Origin of the sequence: Streptomyces sp. NPDC057136 (genome assembly GCF_042670885.1) — a bacterium.
Classification (GTDB): Bacteria; Actinomycetota; Actinomycetes; order Streptomycetales; family Streptomycetaceae; genus Streptomyces.
The window spans coordinates 38,638-65,448 of record NZ_JBHUUV010000016.1; the positions used below are offsets into that span (position 1 = coordinate 38,638).

Consider the following 26,811-nt stretch of genomic DNA (forward strand, 5'->3'; position numbering starts at 1 on the left):
GCTGTATATGAACGCGCCCAGGAGGATGAGCAGGGAGGCACCGGCGTATATGCCGATCCATAGTCGCCGCGCGGATGCGTTTCGGACAGGTATGACGGCTAACAAAAGCCAGACGAGGACGGCCATCTCTTTCCTTCGGATCGTGCGTGGCGACCGCGCAGGCCGCGTTACTTCGTAGAAAATGTCCCGCGGCGCCGCGCCAGGACAGAACGCACAGCTTTCAGCGAAGGCAGAAGGACAGGACATGGCCACACGCAGAGGATTTCTCGGCGGCGTATCCGCAGCCGGCACTGCGACGCTCCTTGGCAGCTCCCCGCCGGCCTCCGCCGCCACCGCGCATGCGGGCGCAGCCGCGACGGACGCCCAGCTCGCGGCGCGCGACGCGATTCGTGCCGCCAACGCCGGTATGCGAACCAACTACGCCGCGCTCAAGTCCGAACTGATCAGTCGCCTGAGTCCGGTCATCGTCGTCCAGAACGACGCCAAGGGCGGCAGGTTCACCCTCGTTCACGACGGGAGCCAGGAATCCGTCAGCCCTGTGCCCGAGGTGTTCGAGCTGGCCAAGTCGATCAGTCATGTACCTCAAGGGATCTTCTCGACCATCGCGGCGTACGTGAGTGACAAGGTCCCCAACCTCCCCAATGCCGACCGCATCGACCCGCACGACCTGGATATGGTCGCGTTCGAGGGACCTCGGGCGGACGGCTGGATCAGCCCGCTTCAGGACTACGCCGTCACGCTCACGACCGCCCGTCAGCGGCTCGGTGAAGCGAACCTGTCGCGCGAGCTGGAGATTTCCTGCGGAAGGATTCTCGACGAATCGCTCACGTTCATCAGTGATTCCGTGGGGCGCGGAACGTTCGACATGGCGTCGTTCCAGGAGTTCTCGGGCAGGACGTACCCCAGCATCCGCACGAATATGACGTATGCGGCCGAGGCGCAGATCTCCGGTGTGGAAGGTCTTATGCGTCAGTGGCGGAACCGGATCGGCAATCAGGCATGGCAGGACCTGTATACGGTCGTGCTGTCGATCTGGACGACTTCCGAGCTGAATCAGGCGTCGGTCATCATCGAACGGTGCATGAATCCGGCGAAGGTCGCCACGCACCTGATCGACCTGCCGACCGTCGAAGTTCCCCGGGACCCGGTCTTTGTAGCCCTGGACAATCTCGCCCGTATCGTGCAGGACAATGTCGCAGCCGAGATGGTCTTCCCCACCGATCCGGTGGTCGCCGATGCGTTCAAGGGCAAGGAGGACTTGATCTCCGGCGAAATCCTGAACCAGCTCGGCGGACCGGGCAGGTTGCCCACCGCCTCCGCCAGGACAGCGGCGTCCGCCTGCCCGGTCCGGAGGGAGAAGGCTCAGGAGTGACGACGTAACTCCGTCACAGAGCCGGCTGGTGATCCGGGGTGTAGGCCCAGGGGCGGAGCTGCTCCAGTGCCTTGCCGATGCGGAAGACGGTCGGATCGTCGTAGGTGTGGCCGACGATCTGGACTCCCGTCGGCAGACCCCAACTCGACCGACCGCTGGCCACGTTGAGGACCGGGCAGCGGTTGCTGATGTTGAAGGGAAGGGTCATCGGCGCCCACAGCGGCTCGCCGTGGTCCTCGCCGTTCACCACCAGCCGCCCCAGCAGGTCGTCCCCGGCGGGCAGGCCGGGGACGGCCGAGGTGGGACAGATCAAGGCGTCGAAGGGGGCCATCGCCTCGCCAAGCTCGCGCTGCAGTCTGGTCTCCACCCGCAGGCCATCCAGGTAGCTGATGCGCTCACGGGCGACCGCCATGTTGTCGGCGAACGCCGCCGCGTACGCCGACATCTGCTCGCGGTGTGCCGCCTCGACCTCGGAGACGACCGCGCCGAAGATGGCAGAGAAGTGCGCCGCGAGGCATATGAGGATGTCCTGCTTGGTCCAGGGGAGTTCGATCTCCTCGACCTCCGCGCCCGCATCCGTCAGCGCCTGGGCGAGTGCGCGGGTGTTGGCCTCGACCTCCGGGTGGACGTCGTATGCGCCGAGGCGGACGCACAGCGCGATACGCATCCCCGCGACCGGGTCGTATGCGCTCGGCAGGACCAGCTTCGGGCGCAGCGACACATGATCACGCGGGTCCGGGCCCGCTAGTACGTTGGCGAAGGCGAGGCAGTCGTCCACGGTCCGGGCCATCGGTCCGTGGACGCGGTAGTGGTCGGCGGACAGCGGCGCGACCCCCGGGATACGTCCGTAGGGGGCCTTGAAGCCGACGGTGCCGGTGAAGGCGGCGGGGATGCGCGTGGAGCCGCCGATGTCGGAGGCCGAGGCGAGCAGCGTGGTGCCCGCGGCGAGGGCGGCACGCGCTCCGCCGGAGGAGCCGCCATGGGTGAACCGGGGGTTCCACGGGTTGCGGGTCACACCCCACAGCCGGCTGTGCGTGAAGGTCGCGATGGAGAACTCGGGGGCGGCGATGCATCGCGGCGAGGTGAAGGTGTTCGTCGGCATGGGCGGCAACTTCGTCCTCGCGGCGCCCGACACCCCGTACACGTACACGGCCCTGCAGTCCTACGACCTCACCGTCCAGGTGAGCACCAAGCTGAACCGCAGCCACATCGTCCACGGGGCTTGTCTTTGGCCAGGTCCAGGGCGGCGAACAAGTGCCGTACCCCGCCGTAGCGGTGGTAGGTCGCCCGGCGCCGCCGGCGCGGCTCACGGTTGGGTCCTTGTACTTGCCGCCGCGTTTGGCCCACTGCTTCCCGGGGTGGGGCATGAGGTTGAGCGGGCCGAACCCGTCCAATGCAGAAGATGACTTCGGGCTCGCCCTCGTCGGGTATGACCTCGCCGTCGGCGATCGCGTAGAGGTGTTCGACGCGGGCCTTCTTGACTACTGGCAAAGGGGCCCTATTCGGACCGTGGCTATTCTCCTACCCGGCGCTCGTCGGAGTGGTCGGGAGAGTCCGGAGTGTTCGAGACGACGCAAGGACCGGTGCTTGTCCGTGGGCGGCTGGGGCGCTTGGCGGCTTTGTCCGAGACAAGGCAGGCGATCGCGATGTGGGTCTCGGCATACGTTTCACGGCGGCCGGTGAACCGCCGGAGCGGAGCCCACTGCCGCAGTTCGGCGTTGGTGTGCTCGACGCAGATCCGGGCCGAGGACTGGCGGCGCCGCGCCTCGCGCCCGGCGTATTTTGTCACCGGCGCAGGCTTCGCCCGTCGGCTTCTTCGGTGGGGCGCTGACCTGACGGGGAAACTCTTTGGCCAGCCCCTGATACCCGGAGTCGACCCTGGCTTTCACACGGGGACGATGGCGGAACTGCTCGGCGATGCCCTCGCTGCGGACCGCTGTCTGATCATGCATACGGCCCGGTCGCACGACTCCGGACAACAGCATGCGTCCTTGGCCGTCGCTGAACGTCGTCGTCTTGATTGTGTTCTGCCTGCGCTTGCCTGAGACGATGCCCGGCGGCCGGGCCGGCCCGTCTGCGGGCGCCGAACCTGCGTCTCCGCCCCGTCCAGCCGCAGCTCGACCTCCTCGGCCTCGGAGTGGCGAAGACGTCCTCCAACGTCTTCAGCCTCAGGCCGCGACGGTCAGGGACGGCGAACCCCCGGGCCGCCAGCAGATTACGGACCTGGCGGATCGCGGTGGAGACAGTGGAGCGGCCCACGTCAAAGAACTCGGCCAGGACCGCGTGCGCCAGCCCGTGCCGCGGGTGTACGAGGGTGACCAGCAGCCGGTCGGTCAAGAGCAGTTTCGGCTTACGTCCGGCCCCCACCGATCGACGCCGGGGGCCGCCACGCTGATCACGTAGAGCCGACTCGCGAGCTGCTGCCCATGGAGACGCGATTTCGTCGAGCAACTCGCCGAAGTGTGCGCGGGAGACACCGGACAGGGCAGGATGGGAGCAGGCCGCACGGGCCCAGGTCAGCTTCACAACTCACCTAACTCGTGCGGTTCTTCTCATGTCACGCCGCGGTTGCGTATGACCGATCTGCGGTGACAAAGCCGATCCAGTCAGCTATCGATCGGCAGCAGCTTCTTGATCGCTGCGACAGCGGTCTGTGGTTCGTCGGCGTGGCAGCGGATCGTATGAACCTCCGCGCGCCGCCCCCACAGACTCACGGTGGTGACTGGGCGGGCCAAGTGGACAGTGATCGAAGTCTGCGACGCGACAGCCACGTCTAGAACACCGTCCTCGGACTTGTTCGCGTCCGGGAACTGGAGGTCGTAACGGGCGGACGCGATCAGGTCCAGCGGTATCCGCAGATCAAGCCGCGTACCGCGCCGCACTCGCAGCCCGTCCGGCCCCACGACGTGTGGGCGTGTGACTGCGGCGGCGTGCAGCCCCAGCACCAGAAACACGGTGTAGAGGTCGAGCAGCAGCATGACCAGGTGAGCGACCGGATACGGGGCGAGCATGAAGGACACCCCGACCGTCTCAACCACGAACACGAAAACCAGTCCATACGCCGTTGGCGCCTGAGCCCGCGCGTACCCGACCGCGATGTCCGCGTCCCCGACCCCGTTTGAGCGCCGAGCCACCCACAGCCCGAGGCTCGCCATCCACCGCCCCTCGTGTTCCGCCAGCCGTCTCGTCCGTGTGATGAGTACCCCGATCCCCATGTGCCTCAGTGAATCAGAAGGATCCTCTAATCCTCCCCAGGCCGTTAGCCAGCTAACTGATCCTCCGTCCGTTGCACGGCAGCTGCTTCCAGATTGTGATCGTGGAGGTGGTCGTGGGGCGTCGCCCAGGAGTGTTTGTCCGGCCTGTGAGCCTGGAGGAGGGGCGTCGGTCCGCCTGGAACAGGGGCGTACGCCCGCTTGTAAGTGGCTACCTCGGGATCTGTCATCACTCCTTCAGCGGCTATATCCGTCGTGTGTGGATTTGTACCTTGTAGAGGGCACATCTCATCCGCCTATGTTCAGGAGAAAATATGCCGACCAGGCGCACCGGCTTCACTGCCATCGCAGCGACAGCACTGCTTGTTGGCGCCACTACCGCGGTAGCTGCGCAGAGCGACACCAGCACGGCTTCGCCTGCATCATCAGCGGCCACAGGAATCAAGCATCTGCACACCCAAGTCAACCTGCCGGCTGGCGCCTGGACCAACACTCCCCTGGAAATCACCCTCCCCAGGACCGGCACCTACGAACTCAACGCAGACGTCCGCGGGCGCCTCCAAGGCCTTCCCCCGGTCAACACCTTCATCACCGCACGGCTGTGGAACGTCACATCCGGCACCGCCGTGCCGGAGAGCCGGCGACTCGTCAACCAGATCATCGACGCCAACGCGGGTGATGCCGAGGTGGGTGGCAATCAGACCGCACCGATCAGCGAGCTGATCAGAGTGAAGAAGCCGACGACGATCCGGCTGCAGGCCCGGCGGATCGATGCCGTCGGGACGGCAACCATCGGCCGGATCTACTCCGACGCCTACGGCTACACCTCCCTCCGCTACGAGCGGGTCGGCTCCTGACGGAGTCGTTCCTTCCAGAGAGATGCGTGGTCCCTGCTCCGGACAGTTCGGGGCAGGGACCACGCCCTTCTTCAGGTCCTGGAGACGGTCTGCTGACCGCCGGACAGCAGGTTGATTACCCGGCCAACGATGCGAGCCGAGCCACTAGCCTGGTGATGGCAGAGGGCTCGTCGTGATGACTTCGATCTGATTGAGCATGCGGACAGCCAACCGCCCGCACGCCTCCTGGATGTACTCCAGGGCTGAGCGGAGCTCGTCCACCACGTCTGGTCCGACGGAGGACCCGTTCACCGCCTCTTGGCGGATCCGCCTGGAGGCAAGTCGACGTCGATGCCTCAGCAGGGCCCGCATGCCTCGCCGCCGGCTTCGGTTGATCCCACCAACACCCGGGTGGTGCCGCAGAGGGTGCAGGCGGCCGGATTGCGGCGTCGACGTCCGTAACAGGTAGGGCAGAGCGGGCCGACCGGCCAGGACGGCAGGCTGCGGTCCGTACGGCCGCAGTCTCCGCACTGGTGCAGTCGGCGAGGACGGCAGCTGTTGCAGTGGAAGGCTCCACCCGCCTGCCGCACATGCTTCCCCGGGCGGAAGCGGCCACAGGCAGTGCAAACACCTTCGATGACGCGACAGGTAGCGAAGAGCCCGGGTTCGCCGCTCTCGCCACGCTTCGATACGTGCCGGATCTGGCCGCACTTCCCGCACACCCGTTCCGGGGCGCGGTAACAGCAGACCGAGAGCAACCGCCTCCCCGAGCTGGGCCGCAAGGGCAATGGTGTCGTCGGCTGGAACCTGGACTCCGAGCAGGTCTCCAACAGCGTGGGGTGTACGAGCGACGAGAGCCTCTCCGTACGCGAGCTGTGGTGGCGCACCTGAAGGGCGACCGTGCCGACTTCCTACGGGAGCGGACCGACGGGGCAATGGATGACTGAGCTCCACCGGAGCGCCAAGGCCCCAACTCCCGCTGGAACCAGGAGTACGAACGTGGTGTCTTGCTCCCCGCTGACCACGAAAGAGGGAGCGACCGAGCACGGCACCCGGGCGCCGACGACTCGGCCGGCTGGCTCACAAGGTCGCCACCGGATTCGGAGCATCTGCCGCGATCTGTTCGACGATCTCCCAGCGCTCGGCAATCAGGCCGTCCTGGAGACGGAAGATATCGGCCACCACAATGTCGAGCTCGCCTCCGGGCAGCCACCGCCGGGAGAACATCGTCACGTAGTCGCCTTCTGCCACAAGACGGCGGATGTCGATCCGCATCTCGGCGAGGGGCAGTTTCCGCGCTGCGGCGATCCAATCCGCTTTCGTGGAGGTCTGGAACGGCAGCCCGTGATCCACGTAGTCATCGCGCAGCAGCGGTGCGACGGCATCGAGGTCGGCTTTGCCATACAGCTCCAGGCAGTTCAGGACCAGATTCCTGTAGTCAGTGCTCATGTCCAGGAGTGTGGCGGCGTGGTCGAGGACTGTCGATGAACTCGGAGTTCATGGACCGTGGTCGGACGGTGCGACTAAGGTCGATCCTGTGGAGACGGTAGGCGGCCTGTTGCGCGAGTGGCGGCACAGCCGACGGCTGAGCCAGCTCGATCTCGCGCTGGCGGCGGGCATTTCGCCGCGGTACGTCAGCCTCGTCGAGACGGGCCGATCCCGGCCGAGCGCCGAGATCGTGCTTCGGCTCGCGGTTCAGCTCGAGGTGCCGCTGCGGCATCGCAATCGTCTGCTGGTGGCCGCTGGGTTCGCGCCGCAGTATCGCGAGCGGCCGCTCGACGAGCCGGACATGTCGGCGGTTCGGGATGCCGTGGCCAGGGTGCTGCATGCACACGAGCCCTATCCGGCGTTGGTCGTGGATCGGCGTTGGAACATCTTGATGGTCAACGCACCGGTCGATCGCTTCCTCGCAGACGTCGATCCCGATCTGCTCGTCGCTCCGGTCAACATGGTGCGGCTCGGGCTTGATCCGCGGGGTCTCGCGTCCCGGATCGTCAACCTGGCCGAAGTTCGTTCGCTCTTTCGTGCCCGGTTGTCGCGCCAAGTCGCCAAGACCGGTGATCCGATGGTCGGCGCCCTGTTTGACGAGTTCCTCGCGGAGTACGAGCCTGACGGATCAGTCCCTCAGTTGGAGTCGGAGGTGGCGACTCCGATGATCTTCCGCCTCCCAGAAGGCGAATTGAGATTGTTCTCGACCATCACGACGTTCGGAACCCCTCAGGACATCACGCTCGAAGAGATCTCGATCGAGTCCTACTATCCGGCAGACCCCGAGAGCGCCGCCATCTTGCGAAGCATCGCTCGTCCGGCGGAGACCGGCACGAACCCCGGGGTGTAGGCCCAGCCGCTTGTCCATGTCACGTCGGAACGTGCGGCGAGGGCTTTGCAGCGACTGGCGACCTGCCGGGCTCGGCAACTGAGCCGACCCCGAGACGTCGGGCGCGTTTTGCTGATCGGTACCAACCTGGCTCCCTCGGACGCGCCAGGCATGGGCCCCGCCGCCGACAGAGTCCTGGCGACGGCCGAGTAGTGCAAGAAACCGCGACCCGGTGGCCCCCGTCGTCGCGGGAGGCTCGCGGGCGTACGGGGGTCGGAGCCGTGGTGCGGCGGGGTGTCAGTGCCGTGTGGCAGCATCCGCCGGATGACGAATGGATCCACGGGCCGCGCCCTCGACCTGTTCCGGCGGGGGAACTTCCCCTTCTACACACTGACCTTCGTACGGGATGTCTCCCCCGCTGAGCTGCTCACCCGGATGAAGGCGGCCCCGGAGACTCTGGCACCCCGCGAAGCGACCGACTTGTCGGACGACTTGGGCGACGGCCTGTACGACGAGGACGAACCGGTCGCCACCACCGGCACCGACGGCCTCTGGACGTGGGCGTGGGAACAGGGCGGCACGCACGGACTCGATGAGCGCATCCTGAGCGCCGCATCCGTGGGGACAGAGGCCGTCGCTCTCCATTACAACGAGAAGCCGATGCACTGGTTCAAGTACGCAGTCGACGGGGAATCCGTCGTCGACTTCCACACCCTTCAGGCGATCGCACCGACGGGGCAGGAGCCGGCACGGCTCGACGACTTCATGAGGCCGCTTGGGCTCGTCTCTGGTCAACCGGCGCCTCTGCACAGCGTTCCTGGCGCTGCTGGAGGACGCCTTCGGTATACGCCTCACCCTGCCCGGCGACGACGAAGAGCGCTGGAGCGGCACGCTGCTTCCCCTGACGCGGGTCGCGCCCTAGCTCGAAGGCCGCCGGATCCGGCGGTGGGTCAGAGCCAGCCTCTGCGGGTGGCGACGACGCCAGCCTGGAAGCGGTTCGCGGAGCCCAGCAGTTCGTGGAGATGACTCATGCGCCGGCGCATGGTGCGGACCGACCAGCCGAGCTGGCGCGCGATCGCCTCGTCCTTGAGGCCGCTGACCAGGAGGGTGAGCACCATGCGGTCCTCCTCGCCGAGCGGGTCATCGGCGGGGGCGTTGAGCGGAAGGGCCTGTTTCCAGCACAGCTCCCAGTAGTCGGTGAGGGCGTCCAGCAAGGTGGAGGGTCGGATGACCGCGGCGCGCACGTCGTTGAGGTCCAGGGAGAGCGGCATCAGCGCCAACCGGCGGTCCGCGATGGCGAGTTTGATGCGCAGGCCAGGCATCACCCGCGCCTCCTCGCCGTGGCGCACGAGTTCGCGGATGTCGTCGAGCACCCCCGGCCACTCCAGCGCCTCGGGAGCGTAGACCGCGCGGTAGTGTACGCCGCGCCCCATCGCCGTGGCCTCCACCGGGTTGGAGGTGGTCAGGGCGTACGGAGGCCGGTCCAGCGTCATGACGTCCTCGCGCGCCTCCTGCTGAAGGCGGACGAACCAGCGGCCGAGCGCCTCACGGCCGGTGGTGATCTCCACCTCGTCCTCGGTCGTGTCGCCGGTCTGCGCCGCCGCGAAGAGGCGGGACAACTCACCTGCCGCAGAACGGACTTGGTCCAGTTCTGAAGTCCTGGCCCGCACCAGGGCCTCCACCGCGGCTCCCGGTTCGATGGCCGCGTACCGGCGGCGGACGCCCGCGAGCCGACCGACCAGGCCGTGGTCACGCAGCCTGTCCAGCGCCCTGACCACGCGGACCGGGGAACAGCCGAGATCGGCGGCGAGTTCGGCCGGGGCCGCCGTACGACGGGTCAACACGGCCCGGTAGACGCTCTCGTCGAACGGGTCGATGCCTGCGGCGGTGAGCTCGGAGGTCATATGCGGATAGTGGCCCACGTGTGCCAGCGGCAGCAATGGGCCATCAAGATCTGTTGTACGGCGAGTGACTTCGGCATTAGGACCTACCCTATGGCTACGAACTCACGAAGATCACGTCGCGCGGCGGTCATCACGGTCACAGCCGTCGTGCTCGCCGGGACACTCACCGCGATACCGGGTGCCACGACCGCGACCGCGACCACGCCCGACCCGCGCCAGCGGGTGCTCGTCGAACTGTCCGGGAACGCCGCGGTCACCGCCGCGCCCGAAGGCTCGCTCACGTCCCGGTCCGGCGGCACCGTCTCCGGTGTCGGCGCCGCCCGGCAGGCACTGGCTGCGCGGCAGGACACCTTCGTCGGCGCAGCGCGGAAGGCCGGACTGCACCCGGCCTCGCCCCGCAAACTCGGCCTGCTCGTCAACGCCGTGGCGATGACGGTGCCCGCTTCCGAGATGGCACGGCTGGCCGCACTGCCGGGGGTCACCGCCGTCCACCCCGACACCCGGGTCCGGGTGCGGACGGACGTCAGCGTGCCGCTGACCGGCGCCCCCGCCGTCTGGCAGCGCCAGGACCCGTCCGGGGTGAACGCCACCGGCAAGGGCACCGTCGTGGCGATCCTGGACAGCGGCGTGGACTACACCCACCCCGACCTGGGCGGCGGCTTCGGCAAGGGCCGCAAGGTCGTCGGCGGGTTCGACTTCGCCAACGGCGACAACGATCCGATGGACGACAACGGCCACGGCACCCACGTCGCGGGCATCGTCGCGGGCAAGGCCGCCGAGAAGGGCGGTGTCACCGGCATGGCGCCCGACGCGCGCCTGCTGGCCTACAAGGTCACTTCCGACGACGGCAGCGGCTACACCTCGGACATCATCGCCGGGCTCGAGGCGGCGACCGACCCGGCCAACCCCTACCCGGCCGACGTCATCAACATGAGCCTCGGCGGTCCCGGTGACGGCACCGACCCGCTGGGACGCGCGGCGACCGCGGCCGTGCGAGCCGGGGTGGTCGTCGTCGCGGCGGCGGGCAACGATGGGCCGGGCGGCGGCACCGTCAACACCCCGGCGTCTGCCGACGGCGTGATCGCGGTCGGTGCCTCCACCAGCGGGGTGCGGCTCCCCAGCGCGTACCTGGCGGGCAAAGAACCCGAGTTGATCCAGACGTACCGTGGCATCGTGTCCGCGAATCCGCCCCAGCAGCCGGTCACCGCCGCGCTCGTGGACGTCGGCAAGGGGACCGCGGAGGACTGGGACAGGGCCGGTGACGTACGCGGCAAAATCGTACGGGCCGAACTTCTGGTGCCGCCGAGCACCGAGATGCTGTCGCTGGAGCACATCGAGTGGGCGCGCGAAGCCGAGAAACGTGGCGTGCTCGCCGTGCTCGGCGGCCTTTCGTCCAACGACGGACCCGTGCTCGCCGCCACGCCGGGAACGGTGCAGGCACCGGCCTCGCCCGCACACATCGACACCGCCCGGACCCGCGCCTCAGGTGACTCGCTGCGCATGGACCGCCTCGTCGTCATGGGCATCGACGCGACCCAGTACGCCCAGTTGAGCCGCGAGCTGGCCGCCGGGAAGGTCTCCGTCACGCTGCGCGGTAGCGACTCCACCGACGAGATCGCCTCGTTCTCCTCGCGCGGCCCCCTGGCGCGCTTCGGCCTGAAGCCCGACCTGGTCGCACCCGGCGTGGAGGTCCGTTCCACGGTCCCCGCGGCGTTCGGGACAAGCACGTACCGCCTGTCGGGCACCTCGATGGCGAGCCCCCATGTCGCCGGAGCCGCCGCGCTGCTGCGCCAGTTGCGTCCCGGCCACAACCCCGACGAGATCAGGTCCGCGCTGGTCGGCGCCGCGAAGCAGCTCACCGGCACGAGCCCCACCACCCAGGGCAACGGACGGCTCGACGTGGCGGCCGCCGCCTCGGCCACCCTCAGCACCTCTCCGTCGTCCGTGTCGTTCGGCCTCGCCGACCTGGCGGGCACGACCGTCGACGCCACCGCGAAGGTACGACTGCACAACCCCGGCACGCAGCCGCTGACCACCACGCTCAGCAGCACCGGTCCCACCACGGTCTCCCCGGAGCGTGTCACCGTGCCCGCCGGGGACACCGCGACCGTCACCGTCACCCTGCGCGTCGGCCGCCCGAGCACCGACACGGAGATCAGTGGCCGGATCACTGCCACCCCCGCGCGCGGCCCAGCCATCCGGCTGCCGTACCTGCTCGTCGTCCGGCACCTGGTCGTCCAGGCGGCCCCCGACCCGAGTGACGGCCACTCCACCGTGCACATCGCCTCGCCCACCGCGCTGAACGCACCGCCGGTTCTCACCGTCACACCGCCGCGCGGCAAGCCCGTCACGCTCCCCACCACCATGAACGGCGCCGGCTACTACCAGGCCGCTGTGACCGGCGAGGCGGCCGGCGCCTACCGGGTGACCGCGCGCGCCACGACCACCACCGGCCGGCACCTCACCGGCGTCAGCGCCTTCGAGGTCACGCCCGCCAACAGTCGCGCCAGCCGCTGGGCGCCCATCGGCCCGAACAGCGAGGCCGGCGACGTCGCTCTCTCGCCCGCCCGGCCGAAGCAGGCCGTCGTGACGCAGTACAACAAGGCCGCCCCCTGGCTGACGACCGACAACGGCGCCAACTGGCGCCAGTTGGGCCGGCTTCCGGTCGCCGACGGCACCGGACCGCTCGTGGTCGACGCCCGGCGCCCCGACCGCTGGTGGTACGCCGTGAACTCGGTCGACGACCCCACTCGCCGGGGCACGATCCTGCGCACCGACGACAACGGCCGCACCTGGCGCACGCTCGACGTGCCCGACGCACGCATCGACGCGTTCGTCGCGGACGAGCGGACCCGCACACTCGTCGCGGTGGTCGACGACGCGCTGCTGGTCAGCACGGACGCGGGCGACCACTGGGCCACGTACCCCACCGGCGTGACCGGCGGCGTCCGCAAGGCCTCCCTCGTCGGCGACACCCTGTACCTGGCGACCTTCACCGGCGTCTGGCGGATCGACGGCGTCGGCACGGGCGACCCCGGTACGGCACAACTCGTCCTCGACAAGCCGCAACAGACCGTCCACGGCATGGCGGCCGACTCCACCGTGGTGGCGGCGCACATTCCAGGCGTGGGCGTTCTCGGCTCCTACGACAAGGGCCGCACCTGGTCCACACTGCTGGCCGTCCAGAGCGGCGGAAACGGACTGACCGTCTCCGGCGGCGACCTGTATCTGCGCACGCTGCTCGGCGCGGGGCGCCTGAGCCGCGACCACGGCAAGACCTGGAAGACCGTCACCGCCCCCTCGAAGGCCGCGATCCCGATGGACTACGACCGCTGGGCCGACGGCTCGGTGACCGTGTCCAGCGAACAGGACGGCCTGTACCGCGGCTCGGCCGACGGCACCGGTTACCGGCGAATCGGCATCCAGGGCCGAACCACCCTCGCCCTCGCGGTCAGCGGCGGGCGACTGCTCGCCGGGACGGCGAACGGCACCTACGGCACCGCGATTCCCGTGACCGGCCCCGACTGGGGCCAGTCCGGCGGGGAGGGCATGGTCGGCGTCACCACGTCGCATCTCGCCGTCTCGGCCAAGGACTCCGAGGTCATCTGGAAGGTCCGGCGCGCCGCGACCGGCGTCTTCAAGGTCTCCAGCAGCAGCGACGCCGGGAGGACGTGGCGGCTGAAGGGCACGTCGTCGGAGACACCGACCGCGATCCTGGTCCATCCGGCCGACCCGAACCGGGTGACGGTCAGCTTCAAGAGCGCGTTCGGCCACGGGCTGTTCGTTACCGCCGACGGCGGCACGACCTGGAAGAACCTCTTCCACGAGCGCCCCTTCGACGTCATGACCGGTGACCCTCGCGATCCGCTGCGCGTCTGGCTCGGCAACGCCTCGGGCCTGTACCGCTCCGACGACGGCGGCGTCACCAAGACCAAGGTCGCCGAAGGTCCTGTCTCCGCGATCGCGCTGGACGGCCGGCGCGTGGTCGTCGGCGGCTCGTCCGTGCGGGTCAGCAGCGACTCCGGCAAGACCTTCCGTACCGCCGACACCGGCGCGCTCGCGATCCACGTCTCGGACCTGCTGCGGGTCGGCGGAGCGCTCTACGCGGCCACCACCGGCTCCTCCGCATCCGGCCTCATCCAAGGCGGCCGGGGTGTGCTGCGCAGCACAGACGGCGGTCTGACGTGGCAGAACGTCTCCAGCGGCCTGCAGAACACCAACACCACCAAGCTGGCCGCCGCCGCTGACGGCCGCACACTCTATGTCGGCACGGTCGACGGCGGTGTGCACCGCATGACGGTGCGCCGCTGATCCTTCCGGCGCAGGAGGGTACACATGCCGGCCGGACCGGGACGCCCGGTCCGGCCGGCTCACGCGCCGCGGCAGAGGGCGTTGTCGATCAGGCTGCGAAGGGCGTCCTCCTGGCGGGCCGCTGTCTGCGGATCCGCGGGGCGGCTGTGCGCGGAGACAGTGACGGTCCGTCGGCCGTCCGTCGTGGTGGCAGCCCGGATGACGTAACCGAAGCCGCTTCCGCCGTGACCGAGGTACCCGCCGCCGCAGGACAGCGGGGTGAAGAACAGCCCCAGGCCGTCCCGCGTACCCGCGGGGTGGCCGCTGTCCTGCGGCACAGGGACGGCGGTTCGCATGGCGGCGAGTGCGGCGGGCGTCAGGAGCCGTCCGCCGGCCAGGGCGGTGAAGAAGTCATTGACCTCGTCGGCCGTGCCGGTCATCGAACCGTCGGCCCCGCTGTCGAAGGGACGGTAGGGGATCGTGGTGTCGAACAGCGGGCCGTCCACGGTGAACTGCTGGTAGTTGGACGCGTGAGGGTGCGGAAGGTGGGGCGAGGTGCCGGGGGTCGCTGTACGCCGCAGGCCGAGCGGGCGCAGAATGCGGTCGTGGACCTGGTGTTCCCAGGTGTGGCCGGTGACCTTTTCGATGATCATTCCGGCGAGCACGTAGTTGGTGTTGGAGTACGCCCAGTCCGTGCGCGGCGGGAATTCGGGTTCATGACGCATGGCCATGGCAACGAGCTGCGCGGGCCGGTAGGCCTGCCATCGGTTGGCGTAGTACGTGCGGGCGCCGGGGTCGGGGAACACGTCGGCCGTGTAGTCGTACAGGCCACTGGTGTGCTGGAGCAGGTCGCGGATCGTGATGCTCCGCCCGTCGTTCCCGGCGCCCGTCACGACCCCGGGCAGCACCTGCTCCACCGTCCGGTCGAGCGTCAGCCGCTTCTCGTCCACGAGTTGCAGCATGACGGTGGCGACGTACGTCTTGGTGATGCTCCCCAGACGGAGGTAGCCGTTCTCGGGGACCGGCCGGCTGCTCCCCAGTTCACTGACCCCGGAACGGGCTGTGACGGTCCCGCCGGGCGTCGTCAGTCGGACCGATACCCCTGTGACACCGGTGTCCCGCAGCAGATCGGCGTCATGCTGCACGGACCGGTCCCCGGCCGAGCGCGGTGGCATGACCGCTGAGGCCACAACGGCTGACGGCACCGACACGGTCAACGTCAGGATGGCGGCTGACACCCATAGGCGACGAAATCTCATGGCTCGAGGCTAGGAACAACAGGAGCGAACGGACGACCCGGGCCACCCCCCGGAAATTCGGGGGGCCAACCGGATGGACACGTACGCGGTCAGGGGCGGGAGTCACCGCGACGGCCGGTGTTAAGCAGGTTTGATGGTGGCGAGCTGTCCGAGCAGCAGGATCAGCCGGTAGGCCTCGGCGAAGTCGGCGGCGGTGAAGGCGATCGTACGGCCGCCCCGGTCGCGTGAGACGCCTGGCACGAGTGTGGCCAGATCGACCGTGGACGGGCTGTAGAGGTCGACCTCCACATGACTCTCGACCCGCTGGTCATGAAGATCTGGACGCTCGCCCTGCTGCTCGCGTCCGCCGCACTGACGTGGCACCGTGACGGGCCCCGGCCTGTCGGTCAACGACCGGCCGTTCGAGGGCACCGAGGCGGTGGTCGATGTCGTGGGCCGGTCCAAGGGCTACACCGCGACGATCGAGCGCACCGGCCCGGTGAAGATCACGGTCGACCAGGTGTTCCTGGACACCGGAAACGCGGTCGAGCAGGTACTGGCCGCACTGCCGGACTGGGCGGTGGGCCACGGCAGAACGGTGATCCAGCGCACGTACGCCGATCCGCGGGAGTAGACACGGCCCGGTCCCTCGGCTTTCCCGGCCGTGGGACCGGCCGCCCGGCCCCGTATGCTCAGCCCTCCGACCGAACGCGCATAGACCTCGCGGTCTCGTCCTGGGGCGCCTTCTCGCGGCGTGGGAGCAGCAGCGGGGTGGCCAGGAGAAGGACGCCTGCGGCTGCGATCGCGGTACGGGGGCCGGTGATTGTGGCCAGCAGACCCCACACGGCGGTCAGGGCCGCGATGGCAAGGTTGCTGCTGATCTGCCAGGCGGCCAGGGTACGGGTGACCCGGTCGGGGTCGGTGTGGTCGAGCCGGTAGGTGGCCAGCACCGGATTGAACACGCCGCAGCAGGTCACCAGGCCGAATTGGACGGCGATGATGAGGACGATCCCGGGGACACCGGGCTGGGCGAACGCCAGTCCGAGAGGCCAGCACGCACGCAGCATCCCCGCGGTGCGCATCACCTTGTGCTGCCCGAACCGCGCCACGAGCCGGCGCGCGAGGCGTGAGCCGACGAGGCCACCGACGCAAGGGGCCGCGAACACGAGTCCGTACTGCCAGGGTGCGTACCCGAAGTGGTCCAGCAGGAGTACGGCGAGCAGCGGCTCGGACGCCATGATCAGGCCGTTGACCGCAATCGTGTTGAGGAACAGCGGGCGCAGCGCGGGGTGGGTGAGGATGTGGCGCCATCCTTCGAGCAGATCGCGTGCTCGCAGCCGCGGTGCACCGGTCCGCGCGGGGGACGGCTCGCTCCCGCCGATGGCGCGGATGCCCAGTGCCGAGAGCAGATAGCTGACCGCGTTGGCGACCAAGGTCGTCACCGGGCCGAACAGCCCGATCGCGGCCCCGCCGAGCGGTGGTCCGACCATGGTCGCGGTCCATGTCGTGGACTCGAACCGGCTGTTCGCGACGAGCAGGTCCTCCGGCGGCACGAGCGTCTTCAGATACGCGCCGCCGGCCGCCTTGAAGGCGATGTCGGCCGCGGCGACGACAACGGATACGACAAGGAGCTGGGCGAAGCTGAGCCGGCCGAGCGCGAACGCGGCGGGGACGCTCATCAGCGCCGCGAACCGGGTCAGGTCCATCGCCACCATGACCGGCCGTTTACGGCGGAACTCCACCCATGGGCCGAGCGGCACCGCGACCACGGCCCCCACTGCCCGCCCCACAGCAGCCAGCGCCGCCACCTGGGCCGGCCCGGAGTCCAGCACGAGGACCGCGATCAGGGGAAACGCACCGAACCCGAGTCCTGTGCCGTACGAGCTGACCGCGAACGACGCCCACAACCACCCGAACCGCCGCCCCAGCGCCCGCCTGCCCGCCATACCCGATGCACCTCTCGCCGACCTGAACAACCGCACGCTGACCACAGGCATCAAAGCGAGGAACACATGCCCAGATCAAACAACCGATCCGCGAGGAAAGCACAACCAATCGTTGTGTCGATATCATCGTCGGCGTGGATCTCGATGCTGTGCGTACCTTCGTGGCTGCCGCGGATGCCGGGCGGTTCCATGACGCCGCCGCCGAATTGTCAATCACCCAGCAGGCCGTCTCCAAACGCATCGCCACACTGGAGAAGATCCTCGGCGTGCGGCTGTTCAACCGCACTCCGCGCGGAGCGAAGCTCACCATCGACGGACAGGCGTTCCTGCCCCACGCGCGCGACCTCCTACGGGCCGAGGAGCGGGCAATCAACTCCGTTCGACCCGGCCGCCGGGCACTGCGCGTCGATGTGATCGGCCGGCGACTCGCTCCGGCCGCCCTGCTGCGCGGCTTCCATCGCGCTCATCCCGAGATCGAGCTCGACGTCGTGACCCTCTTCGACGCCGACGCGGCCGTCGACGCTGTCCGGTCCGGCACGATCGACGCGTCCTTCCGCGCCGTCACCAGGCCCAGCCGGCAGCTCCCCGGCGACATCGGGGTCGCCCGGGCGTTCGACGAGCCCATCCAGCTTCTGACCGGGCCGGCCCACGAGCTCGCCGCCGTCCGTGCGGTCACGCCCACCGAGCTCGTCGGGCACCGGATCTGGATGCCCGGCATCGTTCCCGGAACCGAGTGGGCCGCCTACTACGACGCCCTCGCCGCCGCGTTCGATCTCACCATCGAGATCACCGGACCCGACTTCGGCACCGAGCCCCTGCTGGACACCATCGCCGACTCCGGGTCACTGGCGACCTTCGTCGGCGAGCAGACAAGCTTCGTCTGGCCCGTCGACCATGGCCTGCGACGCATCGCCGTGAAGGATCCGACCCCGGTCTACCCGCACTCACTGCTCTGGCACCGCGACAACCCGCACCCGGCACTTGCCGCGCTCCGCAACCACCTCTTCTCCGGGCGGTTCGACCGCTCTGACGCCGAGACCTGGACACCGGCATGGGCATAGCGGTCGGGACCACCGCGTTGCCCGCCGGATTGGCGTTCCACGAGGCCGGGCTGTCCGGCTGGAGCTGGGGCACCGGCTGAACAACCCCGGCTCATGTCGAGTCGCACGTGGACGTGAGGCCGTGTCACCGCGTCGGTCAGGCGGTGTAGCTGATCGTGGCGCTTCCGATGAAGAACTTGTCGTCGTCGAGCTTGCTGAGGATGAAGTAGTAGGTGCCCGCGTCGGGCGCATCGAAATTGGCCCGGCCGCCCTTGGCGCACTTCATCGTCACCGTACCGAGGCGGGTGTCGCTGCCCACCCTTGAGCGGACCAGGTTCACTGTCATGGTCTCGTTGGGCTCATCGCAGTCGCGGATGGCGAAGGTGGTCCTGCCACGGTTCTGGTCCCACGTATTCGTTTCGAGCCGGTACTTGAAGCTGAACGGCGCGGTATGGCTGGCGGCTGCGGCCGGTGCGGCCTGGGCGAAGGTGAGGGATGCGGCGCAGAGTGCCGCGGCACCGAAGCGGGCGACGCGCCGCCGAGCGGGCTGAGGGTGAAGCATGTGATCTCCGGGGCTCGTGGGTTCTTCACCATGCCATCGGCGACAAAGAGATCAAATCCCTCAGCCGGGTGAACGCGGGGCGCGGAGTTCATCCACAGACTCCGCGCCGGGGACCGGTCGCCCGGTGTGTCGGCGGCTAGCCTTCCGCGTTCGACTCCTTCGGCTACCCAGAAGTCCGCGATCTGCTGTGGGAGCACGCCGATACGGTGGTCTGGCTCGACTATCCGAAGGCCGCCGTCATGCCCCGCATCCTGCGCAGGTCCCTGTGCAGGACTCTGCTGAGGGAACGCGTCTTCGGTGGCAACAAGGAGCGTCCGGCCGACTGGTTCCGCAGCGACCACCCGGCGTGGTCGGCATGGTCCCAACACGCGACGCGCCGGTCCGAGATCGAACGGCGCACGCGCGATCCCCGCTTCGCCCCGCTCCACGTCATCCGCTTCGACTCGCCCCGACAAGCCGACACGTGGTTCCGCGCGCTGTAGGCGGACGGAACCCACTGCCGCATCACTGGGACGGCCCGGGCCGAGATGCCGGAACATTCTCCGGCGCATAGCTTCCAGGTGTGCTGCTTACCCGGCTCGTGCAGGTGTTCACCCGCTCGGCGGCCCGTGCCGTTCTGGTCGCCGTACTCGGTACGACGCTCGTGCTCACCGCGCCGGCACCAGCCTCGTACGCCGGAACACGCACCGCCGCACCGGCCTCGGAACGCGGCACGGCGAACGGCCTCTACCGGTACAGCTACTCCCTGGGGCTCCACCCCTTCACCAGCCCCCACGACATACGTGCACAGCTCACCGGCAACTTCTGGATGTTCCCGGTGAGCGGTGCCTGCCCGGCCCGTATCCGTGCGCAGGACGAGTGCGATCTGCTGGGCGGGAATCCGGTGCGGGTGGAGTCCATCACCGACGACTACCTACAGATCGTCACGCTGCCCGGGCACGATCTCGGCGCCGGTCTGCACATCCGCTTCACGTTCACTCGGAGCCTGGGCTTCCACTATCTGATCGTCAGCGCCTGGCAGAACAAACCCACCCGATGCACCGAGAAGAGGCTGTGCAACATCGCGAGCCGTGTGGGCGCCTGGGGCCTCTGGCGCGTCCTCGCCGAAACGATGACCGTGTCCGCCTACGCCGCCTGACCCGGCCCATCAGCTCCCGGTCAGCCGTTCCGGCCGATCGTCTTCCGGATCCAGCCGGTGTATGCGGGCACGCTGCTGTAAAGTCCCGGCCCGTCCGCGCACGGCACATCAGGGGCGCCCGGGCCAGACGTGGTCCCGATGAGCTCCCAGCGCCCACCCTTGCCCCGTTGGATCTGCGGTCCTCCGGAGTCCCCGAAGCACGCCATGGCCTGGGGCACCCGGCTCACCGTGCACAGCCGGGTCTTCGCGGCGTAGCCCGGGGCGCACTCCGCGTACGTCCCCCTGCGGGTTTCGAGTTGCTGGAGCCGGTCGGGGAACACCACCTTGCTGAGATCCGTCGTGTCGACGACCGTGCCGAACCCCAGGAGCCGCGTCGGAGTCCCGGGACGCCCGGGACGCGCGGCGATACGGATGAGCGATTCGGCCACCGGGCGGTCCAGCCGGACCAGCGCGACGTCGTTCCGGTTGGGCTCGCCCAGGCTGTAGCCCGGGTGGGTGACCATCTTGTCGATGGAGCGGACCGTGCCGCCGGATTTCCGCTGCTCGCTGCCGATGCGGACGATGCCGTCCGGCTTCACCAGCGTCGGATCGACGCAGTGGGCCGCGGTCAGCACCCACTGCGGGTCGATCAGCGACGCCCCGCACACGCCGTCGTCCAGCACGTTGGGGGCGGACAGCGGAATCGTCGCCATGAACGGGTAACGCTCCGTGGAATCCGATCCGTTGACGATCGCTCCCGCGTTGCCGGTCATCATGGTGGCGCACGCCGCACCGGTCAGAGCGGCGACCGCGGTGGTACACGCCGTACGACGGTGCACACGTTTCAAGCTGAACACGAAGGTGTCCTTTCCCTCGGAAATCCGAACGTCTTCAGCCTGCGCCTTCAAGATCCACTGATCCATCCGGGAACCGGGCCCATGCGCCGTGGAGGTATCCCCCGCGGCTCGGGGGTGACTGGTACACCCCGTGCGGTCATGTCAGGGGAACCCGATCCGGGGTGCGGACGTCAACGTGGCACGAACGTCGACTCCACCGAGGGGGACCGCATGAGCTGGGCCGGGCAATGCGTGCGCGTACTTCTGGCGGCGACCGTGGTGATGTCAGCAGCCGCGTGCACGGCTGACAGCATCAGTGGTGGGCAGGAATCGCCGTCCTGCGTCCACGAGTTCACCTACCAAACCCGAACGTACCGCGACGTGGCGAACGCGGAATTCACCGTCGGGGAGAAGCTCGGCGCCGCCATACAGACACCTTGCGACGACACAGGCCGCCAGGACACGAACGCGGAGCCGGCCACGACGGGGACCGCCTACGCGGTTGACGGGATCTCTCCCTGGGTGGCCGTCGCCATCGGGGACTCACCGGAGGAAGCCATGCTGTTCGCCGCGTATGCGGGCTCGGAACTTCCGCCCGAGGTGCGGAGACTGGTCGGCGGCTCCCCGGCCCCGGCCCAATGACAGTGGTGTCTGTTGAGATGTCCGCATGACCGTTCGTGATGCGGCTCGACAGTTGCCCGACATTTCTGCGCTGCGGAACCGTTGCCGCGCGATGGCGATGACCGCCTGCCTGTGGCGGGAGGCGGAGGACAGTCAATGGCGGACGGGAGACGTCGACTTCGACGGCAGCTCCACCGTTCCGGACGGCGCGGACTGGCTGTTCGGCTTCCTCACCGACGGTTCTCCCGAGGAGTACGCGGACTGGGCTGCGGGGTACTACGGAATCCCGGTCGACCTGGCAGCCGTACGTCACGTATACGCGCTGCGGCCACTCACGCCCGAGATCGTCTCGGACCTGAACCCCGAGGTGTCCCTGGACCGGCTCGCGGACAGCATCGCCGGCATCGGCTATCCGCAGGGCGAAGGACGCGGCAGATGACCTCGGACCCCACGGATTCCGGTCCCACCGATTGCTGCCCCGATTGCGGCCGCGCTACGCGGCTTCGCCGACTGGCCGCCGCGGTCGACGGGACGATCGAAGCCGAGCACTCCGGCTCCACGGGCGTGTGGACGTTCGTATGGACCGACGGACCGACGATCGAGCAGGTACGGAGCGCCGCTCGCGAGGCGGATCCGGATGCCGCCGAGGGGCTTCGGTATATACGCCGGTTCTCGGAGGATGCCGTCGCCCTCGGCGCCGTCCGGCTGGCCGTCGCCACCACTCCTGCCGATGCCCGGCGCCGCACCGAGATCACTCCACGCGCAGTCGAGGAGTTCTGGCGGGAGGTGCCGCTCCCGAGCCCGTGCACGGAACGCGAGCGCCGGCTGGTGTACGCGGTGGTCTACCAGGTACGCGACGACCACCGCCGTAATTGGGCCGACCCGGACGACATCTGTCGCACGGTTGCTCAGGTGGGTCTCGCACCGCTCCTCCGGCGTGCAGGAGGGCAACTGACTCCCCTTGAGACCTTGACGGCGCACTACGCCGCGACGCACGCTCACCCGGCCTGGCGGTACCGGCTGGCCCCGATGACCGCCACGACAGCCTTCCAAGCGGTCCGAGACGACCCGAAGGCAACCAGGGAACTCCTTGTCGCGGCCCTGACTCTGCTCCCCGCACTACCCGAACCGTGCGACAGTTCCGCAGCCGAACTGCGAACCCGCCTGACGCGGATGCCGGGCAACGGTTGAACCACGCACGACCATGCGCTCGGACCCGGCGCCCTGATGAATCGGCGGCGATCCGGTGGTTCGGCGTGCGGGACCACTCCGTTGTGGGAGACGGTGGACCCGGCCTCGTGCCGGCGGTCGCGCTCCGTGCGGCCTTCGGCTTCGTCGGGGCGATCCGTTCTGCCAGGCGCTCTGGCATTTCTGAGGAGGCTTTCCATGAACTGGACTCTTGAGGTCATCCCGGTCCCCGTCACCGACATGGACCGCGCGAAGGAGTTCTACGCGGACAAGGCCGGCTTCAAGGTGGACCTCGACGACGAGGTGGCCCCAGGCATGCGCATCATCCAGATGACCCCGCCCGGCTCACGGTGTTCCATCGCGATGCTCGAGGGAATGCCTGCGGCCCCCGGCATGAAGGAGATGGTCCCCGGCACACTGCAGGGTCTCCAGCTCTGTGTCACCGACATCGAGGCGGCCCGCGCGGAGCTGGTGGGCCGCGGTGTGGACGTCTCCCCCGTTCGCCACGTCGGCGCCACGGGCTGGGAGGACGGCAAGGGTGAGACCTGGAACTCGTTCATGTCCTTCGAGGACCCCGACGGCAACGGCTGGGTCGTCCAGGAAGCCCCGTCGGAGCTGTCGGAACGCTGAGCGGAAACCGGCCCGGCCGAGCCCCGTGCGGATCGTGCCTGTTGCGGATCGCGCCCGGTGCGGATCGTCCTCGGTGAAGTCATGCCACGCCCGGCCCTGCGGCGCGGCATGATCGGGGCATGCTGATCACTCATGAAGGCTGCTCTCCTACAGTCCACCCCACGGCCTATGTCGCTCCGACCGCCACCCTGTGCGGCGACGTACGCGTCGGGGCAGGGTGCCGCGTGCTGTTCGGGGCGGTTCTCACCGCCGAAGGCGGGCCGGTGGAGGTGGGCGAGGGCAGCATCGTGATGGAGAACGCGGTCCTGCGCGGCACCCGGCGCGATCCGCTGATTCTGGGACGGCAGGTCCTGGTCGGCCCCATGTCCTACCTGACCGGCTGCCGGGTCGAGAACGACGTCTTCCTCGCCACCGGCAGCCGCGTCTTCAACGGCGCACGGATCGGGACCCGTTCCGAAGTACGGATCAACGGCATCGTGCACCTCCGCACCGTCCTGCCCACCGATTCGATCGTCCCGATCGGCTGGGTCGCCGTCGGCGACCCGGCACACATCCTCCCGCCGGACGACCATGCCGGGATCTGGGCGGTACAGAAGGACCTGGACTTCCCGGGCTATGTGTTCGGGCTGGACCGTCCCGCCGACGGCGAGAGCCTGATGCCGGCCATCTCGGAACGCTTCGGTCGCGCCCTCGGGCACCACGGCGACGACCAGCAGCTCTGAACCCGCCGCCCCAGGCCCCAGACCCGCAGAATGGGTAAAATCATCCTAATGGGCCCGCCGGTCCATCCATTCGCGCACCCGCCGCACCGGTGAGGAGGGCTGCTCATGGATCTGTGGCTGATCTGGCTGATCGTCGCAGCGGTGTTGGCTGTGGTGGAAATCGTCACCCTCACCGCCGCGCTCGGAATGCTGGGAGGGGCCGCGCTGGTCACGGCGGGATTCGCCGCGGTCGGACTTCCGCTACCCCTCCAATTCGTGGTGTTCACCATCGCCGCGACGGCCGGCCTGCTGTTCCTGCGCCCCCTCGCATTGCGCCACATTCTCAAGCCCCAGGCGGAGCGATTCGGCATCGACGCACTGGTCGGCAGCTCCGCCCATGTCGTCTCCGAGGTGACGGGCGCGGGCGGCAGGGTCCGCATCGGCGGCGAGGAATGGACGGCCCGCGCCTATGACGAGACGCTGGTGATTCCTCCGGGAACGACCGTCGACGTCATAGAGATCAGCGGCGCGACCGCGCTCGTCTACCCCCGGGAGTGACCGTGGAAGTCTCGGCTTTCCTCATCGCCGGCCTGATCGTCGCAGTCATCGCAGTCTTCACCGTGTTGCGAGCGGTACGCATCGTGCCCCAGGCACGCGCGCGCAACGTCGAGCGACTCGGCCGCTACCACCGCACCCTGCAACCCGGCCTCAACGTCGTCGTTCCGTATATCGACCGTGTCCATCCACCGATCGACCTGCGGGAACAGGTCGTCTCCTTCAAGCCGCAACCGGTCATCACGGAGGACAACCTCGTCGTCGAGATCGACACCGTCATCTACTGCCAGGTCACCGACCCACGGGCCGCCGCCTACGAGATCGCGAACTTCCTCCAGGCGGTCGAGCAGCTGACCGTCACCACGTTGCGCAACGTCGTCGGATCGATGGACCTGGAGAAGACCCTCACCTCCCGCGACACCATCAACAGCCAGCTCCGTGGGGTACTGGACGAAGCGACCGGCAAATGGGGGCTGAGGGTCAACCGGGTGGAGATCAAGGCCATCGACCCCCCGCAGTCGATCAAGGACGCGATGGAGAAGCAGATGCGTGCCGAGCGGGACAAGCGGGCCGCGATTCTCGGCGCCGAGGGACAACGCCAGGCACAGATCCTTACGGCCGAGGGCGACAAGCAGTCCGCCGTGCTGCGTGCCGAGGGAAACCGTACCGCCGCGATCCTCAAGGCCGAGGGCCAGTCCAGGGCCATCGACGAGGTGTTCCAGGCCGTGCACCGCAACGATCCCGACCCCAAACTGCTCGCCTACCAGTACCTCCAGACACTGCCCCAGCTCGCGCAGGGCCAGGGCAGCACCTTCTGGGTGATCCCGAGCGAGGTCACCTCCGCGCTCCAGGGCATCTCCCGGGCCTTCGGCGAGGCGCTGCCCCAGTCGCCGGCCACACAGGAAAAGGCACCCGACGACAAGGCCGCATACGCCGCCGCCGACGACACCGCACAGGCCGCCGAGGCCGCTGCCGAGGCCCTCGCCGACGCGGCGAAGGCCGATGGCGCCTCCGACATCCTCCCCCCGACAGGCCCTCACTGACGACGGTGTGGCAGGCTCGCCCGATGACTGACGGGAAGAGCCACCACCGGACGGAGTACGTACGCTTCCAGGCCGTCGTCCCGAATGAGCGGGGCCACTTCACCGGAGTGTTCGGCCTGGTCAACAATCTCGGTCGCAGCGGTCGGCTCAGCGCCGCCGAAGAGCACTTCCGTCTCCTCAACAACGCCTGGTACGACGCCTCCTACCTCGATCCCTCGACGGTGGACCCGACGGTCTACGACCCAGCCGTCAACCCCTGCGCCGCCGCCTGGTTCAAACCGACGGCGACGCATCTCCTCGAACGTGTCGACGGATATCTGACGGTACTCCGAGCCCACGGCATCGCATGCGAGACGCTGAGGTCGACCGCACCGGGGCGCGTGGTCTACGAGGACGACGTCCAAGTCGTGGTCGTGCCGCACCCGTTGTGACCGGACGCGCCTCCGGACATGCCGCGACCTGGGATCACCGGACCCGTGGCAGCCCCGTCACGGCCATCTCCAGCGAGTACAGCGAGGTCGTCGCCGTGATGAAGAGCCGGTTGTTCTTCGGTCCGCCGAAGGCGATGTTGGAGACCGGCTCGGGCACATGCAGTCTGCCGATGAGGGTGCCGTCCGGGTCGTAACAGTGCACGCCGTCGCCGAACGCGGCGGCCCACAGTCGCCCGCCGTCGTCCATGCGGATGTTGTCGAAGCCGCCGTCGGTGCGCGCGGCGAAGACTCTGCCGTCGGAGAGGCTGCGGTCCTCGTGCACATCGAAGACGCGGATCTGGCGGGCTCGCGTGTCGGCGACGTACAACTGCCGTTCGTCCGAGGAGAAGACCAGGCCGTTCGGCCCGTCGAAGCCGTCAGCGACCCGGCGGACCTCACCGGTCACCGGATCGATCCGGTAGACGTCACAGGTGCCGAGCTCGCTCTCGGCGCGATATCCCTCGTAGTCGCTGGTGATCCCGAAGTCCGGGTCCGTGAACCAGACCGAGCCGTCGGAGCGTACGACCGCGTCGTTCGGGCTGTTGAGCCGCTTCCCCTCGAAGCGGTCGGCGAGCACGGTGATGCGGCCGTCGTGCTCGGTGCGGGTGACGCGGCGGTTTCCCTGCTCGCAGCTCACCAACCGGCCCTCGCGGTCCAGTGTGTTGCCGTTGATGTGACCCGCGGGGGAACGGAAGACACCGATCGCGCCCGTTGCCTCGTCCCAGCGCAGGAGGCGGTCATTGGGGATGTCGCTCCAGATCAACTGCCGCCAGGCGGGCAGATAGAGCGGCCCCTCGGCCCAGCGGCAGTCGGCGTGGAGCCGTTCGAGCCGCACGTCTCCGTTTGCGCACCTGCCGGTACGGAAACGCTCGTCCAGGACCTCGTACAGGTTGTTGACCATCTCGCCGGACACAATCCACCCCTCGCGACTGT

At 68.7% G+C, this 26,811-nt stretch carries 28 protein-coding genes and 5 pseudogenes; 19 read left to right on the forward strand and 14 right to left on the reverse strand.

Annotated features, from left to right (window positions below; genetic code table 11):
* Window positions 1–181 precede the first annotated feature (181 nt).
* Window positions 182–1,372, forward strand: a complete 1,191-nt coding sequence (locus ACFT7S_RS20185) for a hypothetical protein (protein WP_382733662.1) — start codon at window positions 182–184, stop codon at window positions 1,370–1,372.
* Window positions 1,373–1,385: 13 nt separating this feature from the next.
* Here ACFT7S_RS20185 and ACFT7S_RS20190 read toward each other — a convergent pair whose 3' ends face one another.
* On the reverse strand, window positions 1,386–2,474 hold the full coding sequence (locus ACFT7S_RS20190; RefSeq protein WP_382733663.1) for an amidase: 1,089 nt from the start codon (window positions 2,472–2,474) through the stop codon (window positions 1,386–1,388).
* On the opposite strand from ACFT7S_RS20190, the pseudogene ACFT7S_RS20195 reads away from it, so the two are divergent.
* A pseudogene (locus ACFT7S_RS20195) lies at window positions 2,437–2,643 on the forward strand (hypothetical protein); the annotation flags it as partial. The gene ACFT7S_RS20190 and the pseudogene ACFT7S_RS20195 overlap by 38 nt on opposite strands.
* On the opposite strand, the pseudogene ACFT7S_RS20200 reads toward ACFT7S_RS20195, so the two are convergent.
* The 5 genes and pseudogenes from ACFT7S_RS20200 to ACFT7S_RS20220 form a co-directional block, all read right to left on the reverse strand.
* Window positions 2,585–2,857 (reverse strand): annotated as a pseudogene (locus ACFT7S_RS20200) (IS630 family transposase); the annotation flags it as partial. The pseudogenes ACFT7S_RS20195 and ACFT7S_RS20200 sit on opposite strands and share 59 nt — an antisense overlap.
* Window positions 2,858–2,885: 28 nt before the next feature.
* Entirely contained in the window at window positions 2,886–3,161 is a 276-nt protein-coding gene (locus tag ACFT7S_RS20205; RefSeq protein ID WP_382733935.1) for a hypothetical protein, read from the reverse strand.
* Window positions 3,162–3,234: 73 nt separating this feature from the next.
* Window positions 3,235–3,357 (reverse strand): annotated as a pseudogene (locus ACFT7S_RS20210) (IS5/IS1182 family transposase); the annotation flags it as partial.
* A complete protein-coding gene (locus ACFT7S_RS20215) occupies window positions 3,317–3,898 on the reverse strand; it encodes a transposase family protein (protein ID WP_382733666.1) in 582 nt (193 codons plus the stop codon). The pseudogene ACFT7S_RS20210 and the gene ACFT7S_RS20215, both read right to left, overlap by 41 nt.
* Window positions 3,899–3,978: 80 nt before the next feature.
* Window positions 3,979–4,416 (reverse strand): hypothetical protein, encoded by a 438-nt coding sequence (locus ACFT7S_RS20220; protein WP_382733669.1) that lies wholly within the window; start codon window positions 4,414–4,416, stop codon window positions 3,979–3,981.
* A 482-nt stretch (window positions 4,417–4,898) separates the two neighbouring features.
* On the opposite strand from ACFT7S_RS20220, the gene ACFT7S_RS20225 reads away from it, so the two are divergent.
* Window positions 4,899–5,441 (forward strand): hypothetical protein, encoded by a 543-nt coding sequence (locus ACFT7S_RS20225; RefSeq protein WP_382733672.1) that lies wholly within the window; start codon window positions 4,899–4,901, stop codon window positions 5,439–5,441.
* 1,059 nt (window positions 5,442–6,500) lie between these two features.
* On the opposite strand, the gene ACFT7S_RS20230 is transcribed toward ACFT7S_RS20225, so the two are convergent.
* Entirely contained in the window at window positions 6,501–6,869 is a 369-nt protein-coding gene (locus ACFT7S_RS20230; protein ID WP_382733674.1) for a nuclear transport factor 2 family protein, read from the reverse strand.
* Between the two features lie 88 nt (window positions 6,870–6,957).
* Between ACFT7S_RS20230 and ACFT7S_RS20235 the strand changes: the two genes are divergently transcribed.
* The 3 genes and pseudogenes from ACFT7S_RS20235 (at window position 6,958) to ACFT7S_RS20245 (ending at window position 8,659) form a co-directional block, all read left to right on the forward strand.
* Entirely contained in the window at window positions 6,958–7,758 is an 801-nt protein-coding gene (locus ACFT7S_RS20235) for a helix-turn-helix domain-containing protein (RefSeq protein ID WP_382733677.1), read from the forward strand.
* 414 nt (window positions 7,759–8,172) lie between these two features.
* A pseudogene (locus tag ACFT7S_RS20240) lies at window positions 8,173–8,460 on the forward strand (DUF6461 domain-containing protein); the annotation flags it as partial.
* Between the two features lie 52 nt (window positions 8,461–8,512).
* Window positions 8,513–8,659 carry a hypothetical protein gene (locus ACFT7S_RS20245; RefSeq protein ID WP_382733936.1) on the forward strand — a complete coding sequence of 49 codons (147 nt, stop codon included), beginning with the start codon at window positions 8,513–8,515 and terminating at the stop codon, window positions 8,657–8,659.
* A 28-nt stretch (window positions 8,660–8,687) separates the two neighbouring features.
* Here the strand turns inward: ACFT7S_RS20245 and ACFT7S_RS20250 are convergent, their stop codons facing one another.
* On the reverse strand, window positions 8,688–9,641 hold the full coding sequence (locus ACFT7S_RS20250) for a helix-turn-helix domain-containing protein (protein ID WP_382733679.1): 954 nt from the start codon (window positions 9,639–9,641) through the stop codon (window positions 8,688–8,690).
* Window positions 9,642–9,731: 90 nt separating this feature from the next.
* On the opposite strand from ACFT7S_RS20250, the gene ACFT7S_RS20255 reads away from it, so the two are divergent.
* Window positions 9,732–13,952, forward strand: coding sequence for a S8 family serine peptidase (locus ACFT7S_RS20255; RefSeq protein ID WP_382733682.1), 4,221 nt, complete (start codon window positions 9,732–9,734; stop codon window positions 13,950–13,952).
* A gap of 59 nt (window positions 13,953–14,011) precedes the next feature.
* Here the strand turns inward: ACFT7S_RS20255 and ACFT7S_RS20260 are convergent, their stop codons facing one another.
* Together ACFT7S_RS20260 and ACFT7S_RS20265 are read right to left on the reverse strand one after the other, a co-directional pair.
* Complete coding sequence (locus ACFT7S_RS20260; protein WP_382733685.1) at window positions 14,012–15,076, reverse strand: serine hydrolase domain-containing protein; 1,065 nt, start codon at window positions 15,074–15,076, stop codon at window positions 14,012–14,014.
* 234 nt (window positions 15,077–15,310) lie between these two features.
* Window positions 15,311–15,478, reverse strand: a pseudogene (locus tag ACFT7S_RS20265) (aminopeptidase); the annotation flags it as partial.
* Between the two features lie 76 nt (window positions 15,479–15,554).
* On the opposite strand from ACFT7S_RS20265, the gene ACFT7S_RS20270 reads away from it, so the two are divergent.
* Complete coding sequence (locus ACFT7S_RS20270) at window positions 15,555–15,803, forward strand: hypothetical protein (protein WP_382733688.1); 249 nt, start codon at window positions 15,555–15,557, stop codon at window positions 15,801–15,803.
* A gap of 58 nt (window positions 15,804–15,861) precedes the next feature.
* On the opposite strand, the gene ACFT7S_RS20275 is transcribed toward ACFT7S_RS20270, so the two are convergent.
* Window positions 15,862–17,115 carry an MFS transporter gene (locus tag ACFT7S_RS20275; protein WP_382733691.1) on the reverse strand — a complete coding sequence of 418 codons (1,254 nt, stop codon included), beginning with the start codon at window positions 17,113–17,115 and terminating at the stop codon, window positions 15,862–15,864.
* A 134-nt stretch (window positions 17,116–17,249) separates the two neighbouring features.
* Here ACFT7S_RS20275 and ACFT7S_RS20280 point away from each other — a divergent pair, with 134 nt between their 5' ends.
* Window positions 17,250–18,176 carry a LysR family transcriptional regulator gene (locus tag ACFT7S_RS20280; protein ID WP_382733694.1) on the forward strand — a complete coding sequence of 309 codons (927 nt, stop codon included), beginning with the start codon at window positions 17,250–17,252 and terminating at the stop codon, window positions 18,174–18,176.
* A gap of 136 nt (window positions 18,177–18,312) precedes the next feature.
* Here ACFT7S_RS20280 and ACFT7S_RS20285 read toward each other — a convergent pair whose 3' ends face one another.
* The gene (locus tag ACFT7S_RS20285) at window positions 18,313–18,717 is read right to left on the reverse strand and encodes a hypothetical protein (RefSeq protein WP_382733697.1); all 405 of its coding nucleotides are present in this window, start codon (window positions 18,715–18,717) and stop codon (window positions 18,313–18,315) included.
* Window positions 18,718–18,923: 206 nt separating this feature from the next.
* Here ACFT7S_RS20285 and ACFT7S_RS20290 point away from each other — a divergent pair, with 206 nt between their 5' ends.
* Complete coding sequence (locus ACFT7S_RS20290) at window positions 18,924–19,199, forward strand: hypothetical protein (protein ID WP_382733700.1); 276 nt, start codon at window positions 18,924–18,926, stop codon at window positions 19,197–19,199.
* An 80-nt stretch (window positions 19,200–19,279) separates the two neighbouring features.
* Window positions 19,280–19,855, forward strand: coding sequence for a hypothetical protein (locus tag ACFT7S_RS20295; RefSeq protein WP_382733702.1), 576 nt, complete (start codon window positions 19,280–19,282; stop codon window positions 19,853–19,855).
* Window positions 19,856–19,875: 20 nt separating this feature from the next.
* Here ACFT7S_RS20295 and ACFT7S_RS20300 read toward each other — a convergent pair whose 3' ends face one another.
* Window positions 19,876–20,691: a S1 family peptidase gene (locus ACFT7S_RS20300; protein WP_382733705.1), complete on the reverse strand. Its 816-nt coding sequence runs from the start codon at window positions 20,689–20,691 to the stop codon at window positions 19,876–19,878.
* A 210-nt stretch (window positions 20,692–20,901) separates the two neighbouring features.
* Here ACFT7S_RS20300 and ACFT7S_RS20305 point away from each other — a divergent pair, with 210 nt between their 5' ends.
* From ACFT7S_RS20305 to ACFT7S_RS20340, 8 genes are all read left to right on the forward strand, one after another.
* Window positions 20,902–21,312 carry a DUF6281 family protein gene (locus tag ACFT7S_RS20305; protein ID WP_382733707.1) on the forward strand — a complete coding sequence of 137 codons (411 nt, stop codon included), beginning with the start codon at window positions 20,902–20,904 and terminating at the stop codon, window positions 21,310–21,312.
* Window positions 21,313–21,337: 25 nt separating this feature from the next.
* The gene (locus ACFT7S_RS20310) at window positions 21,338–21,730 is read left to right on the forward strand and encodes a hypothetical protein (RefSeq protein WP_382733709.1); all 393 of its coding nucleotides are present in this window, start codon (window positions 21,338–21,340) and stop codon (window positions 21,728–21,730) included.
* A complete protein-coding gene (locus tag ACFT7S_RS20315; RefSeq protein ID WP_382733711.1) occupies window positions 21,727–22,482 on the forward strand; it encodes a hypothetical protein in 756 nt (251 codons plus the stop codon). The genes ACFT7S_RS20310 and ACFT7S_RS20315 overlap by 4 nt, the downstream gene beginning before the upstream one ends.
* A gap of 195 nt (window positions 22,483–22,677) precedes the next feature.
* On the forward strand, window positions 22,678–23,109 hold the full coding sequence (locus ACFT7S_RS20320) for a VOC family protein (RefSeq protein WP_382733714.1): 432 nt from the start codon (window positions 22,678–22,680) through the stop codon (window positions 23,107–23,109).
* A 119-nt stretch (window positions 23,110–23,228) separates the two neighbouring features.
* Window positions 23,229–23,831, forward strand: coding sequence for a gamma carbonic anhydrase family protein (locus tag ACFT7S_RS20325; RefSeq protein WP_382733716.1), 603 nt, complete (start codon window positions 23,229–23,231; stop codon window positions 23,829–23,831).
* A gap of 105 nt (window positions 23,832–23,936) precedes the next feature.
* Window positions 23,937–24,368, forward strand: coding sequence for an NfeD family protein (locus ACFT7S_RS20330; RefSeq protein ID WP_382733719.1), 432 nt, complete (start codon window positions 23,937–23,939; stop codon window positions 24,366–24,368).
* A gap of 2 nt (window positions 24,369–24,370) precedes the next feature.
* Complete coding sequence (locus ACFT7S_RS20335; RefSeq protein WP_382733722.1) at window positions 24,371–25,408, forward strand: SPFH domain-containing protein; 1,038 nt, start codon at window positions 24,371–24,373, stop codon at window positions 25,406–25,408.
* Between the two features lie 23 nt (window positions 25,409–25,431).
* The gene (locus ACFT7S_RS20340) at window positions 25,432–25,839 is read left to right on the forward strand and encodes a hypothetical protein (RefSeq protein WP_382733724.1); all 408 of its coding nucleotides are present in this window, start codon (window positions 25,432–25,434) and stop codon (window positions 25,837–25,839) included.
* 34 nt (window positions 25,840–25,873) lie between these two features.
* On the opposite strand, the gene ACFT7S_RS20345 is transcribed toward ACFT7S_RS20340, so the two are convergent.
* Complete coding sequence (locus tag ACFT7S_RS20345; RefSeq protein ID WP_382733919.1) at window positions 25,874–26,779, reverse strand: SMP-30/gluconolactonase/LRE family protein; 906 nt, start codon at window positions 26,777–26,779, stop codon at window positions 25,874–25,876.
* Window positions 26,780–26,811: the final 32 nt, after the last annotated feature.

Coding starts and splice junctions, on each gene's coding strand:
- ACFT7S_RS20185 (WP_382733662.1), top strand. CDS start 182: ATGTCCCGCGGCGCCGCGCCAGGACAGAACGCACAGCTTTCAGCGAAG.
- ACFT7S_RS20190 (WP_382733663.1), bottom strand. CDS start 2,474: ATGCCGACGAACACCTTCACCTCGCCGCGATGCATCGCCGCCCCCGAG.
- ACFT7S_RS20225 (WP_382733672.1), top strand. CDS start 4,899: ATGCCGACCAGGCGCACCGGCTTCACTGCCATCGCAGCGACAGCACTG.
- ACFT7S_RS20230 (WP_382733674.1), bottom strand. CDS start 6,869: ATGAGCACTGACTACAGGAATCTGGTCCTGAACTGCCTGGAGCTGTAT.
- ACFT7S_RS20250 (WP_382733679.1), bottom strand. CDS start 9,641: ATGACCTCCGAGCTCACCGCCGCAGGCATCGACCCGTTCGACGAGAGC.
- ACFT7S_RS20255 (WP_382733682.1), top strand. CDS start 9,732: ATGGCTACGAACTCACGAAGATCACGTCGCGCGGCGGTCATCACGGTC.
- ACFT7S_RS20275 (WP_382733691.1), bottom strand. CDS start 17,115: ATGGCGGGCAGGCGGGCGCTGGGGCGGCGGTTCGGGTGGTTGTGGGCG.
- ACFT7S_RS20285 (WP_382733697.1), bottom strand. CDS start 18,717: ATGCTTCACCCTCAGCCCGCTCGGCGGCGCGTCGCCCGCTTCGGTGCC.
- ACFT7S_RS20305 (WP_382733707.1), top strand. CDS start 20,902: ATGAGCTGGGCCGGGCAATGCGTGCGCGTACTTCTGGCGGCGACCGTG.
- ACFT7S_RS20310 (WP_382733709.1), top strand. CDS start 21,338: ATGACCGTTCGTGATGCGGCTCGACAGTTGCCCGACATTTCTGCGCTG.
- ACFT7S_RS20315 (WP_382733711.1), top strand. CDS start 21,727: ATGACCTCGGACCCCACGGATTCCGGTCCCACCGATTGCTGCCCCGAT.
- ACFT7S_RS20320 (WP_382733714.1), top strand. CDS start 22,678: ATGAACTGGACTCTTGAGGTCATCCCGGTCCCCGTCACCGACATGGAC.
- ACFT7S_RS20325 (WP_382733716.1), top strand. CDS start 23,229: ATGCTGATCACTCATGAAGGCTGCTCTCCTACAGTCCACCCCACGGCC.
- ACFT7S_RS20330 (WP_382733719.1), top strand. CDS start 23,937: ATGGATCTGTGGCTGATCTGGCTGATCGTCGCAGCGGTGTTGGCTGTG.
- ACFT7S_RS20340 (WP_382733724.1), top strand. CDS start 25,432: ATGACTGACGGGAAGAGCCACCACCGGACGGAGTACGTACGCTTCCAG.
- ACFT7S_RS20345 (WP_382733919.1), bottom strand. CDS start 26,779: ATGGTCAACAACCTGTACGAGGTCCTGGACGAGCGTTTCCGTACCGGC.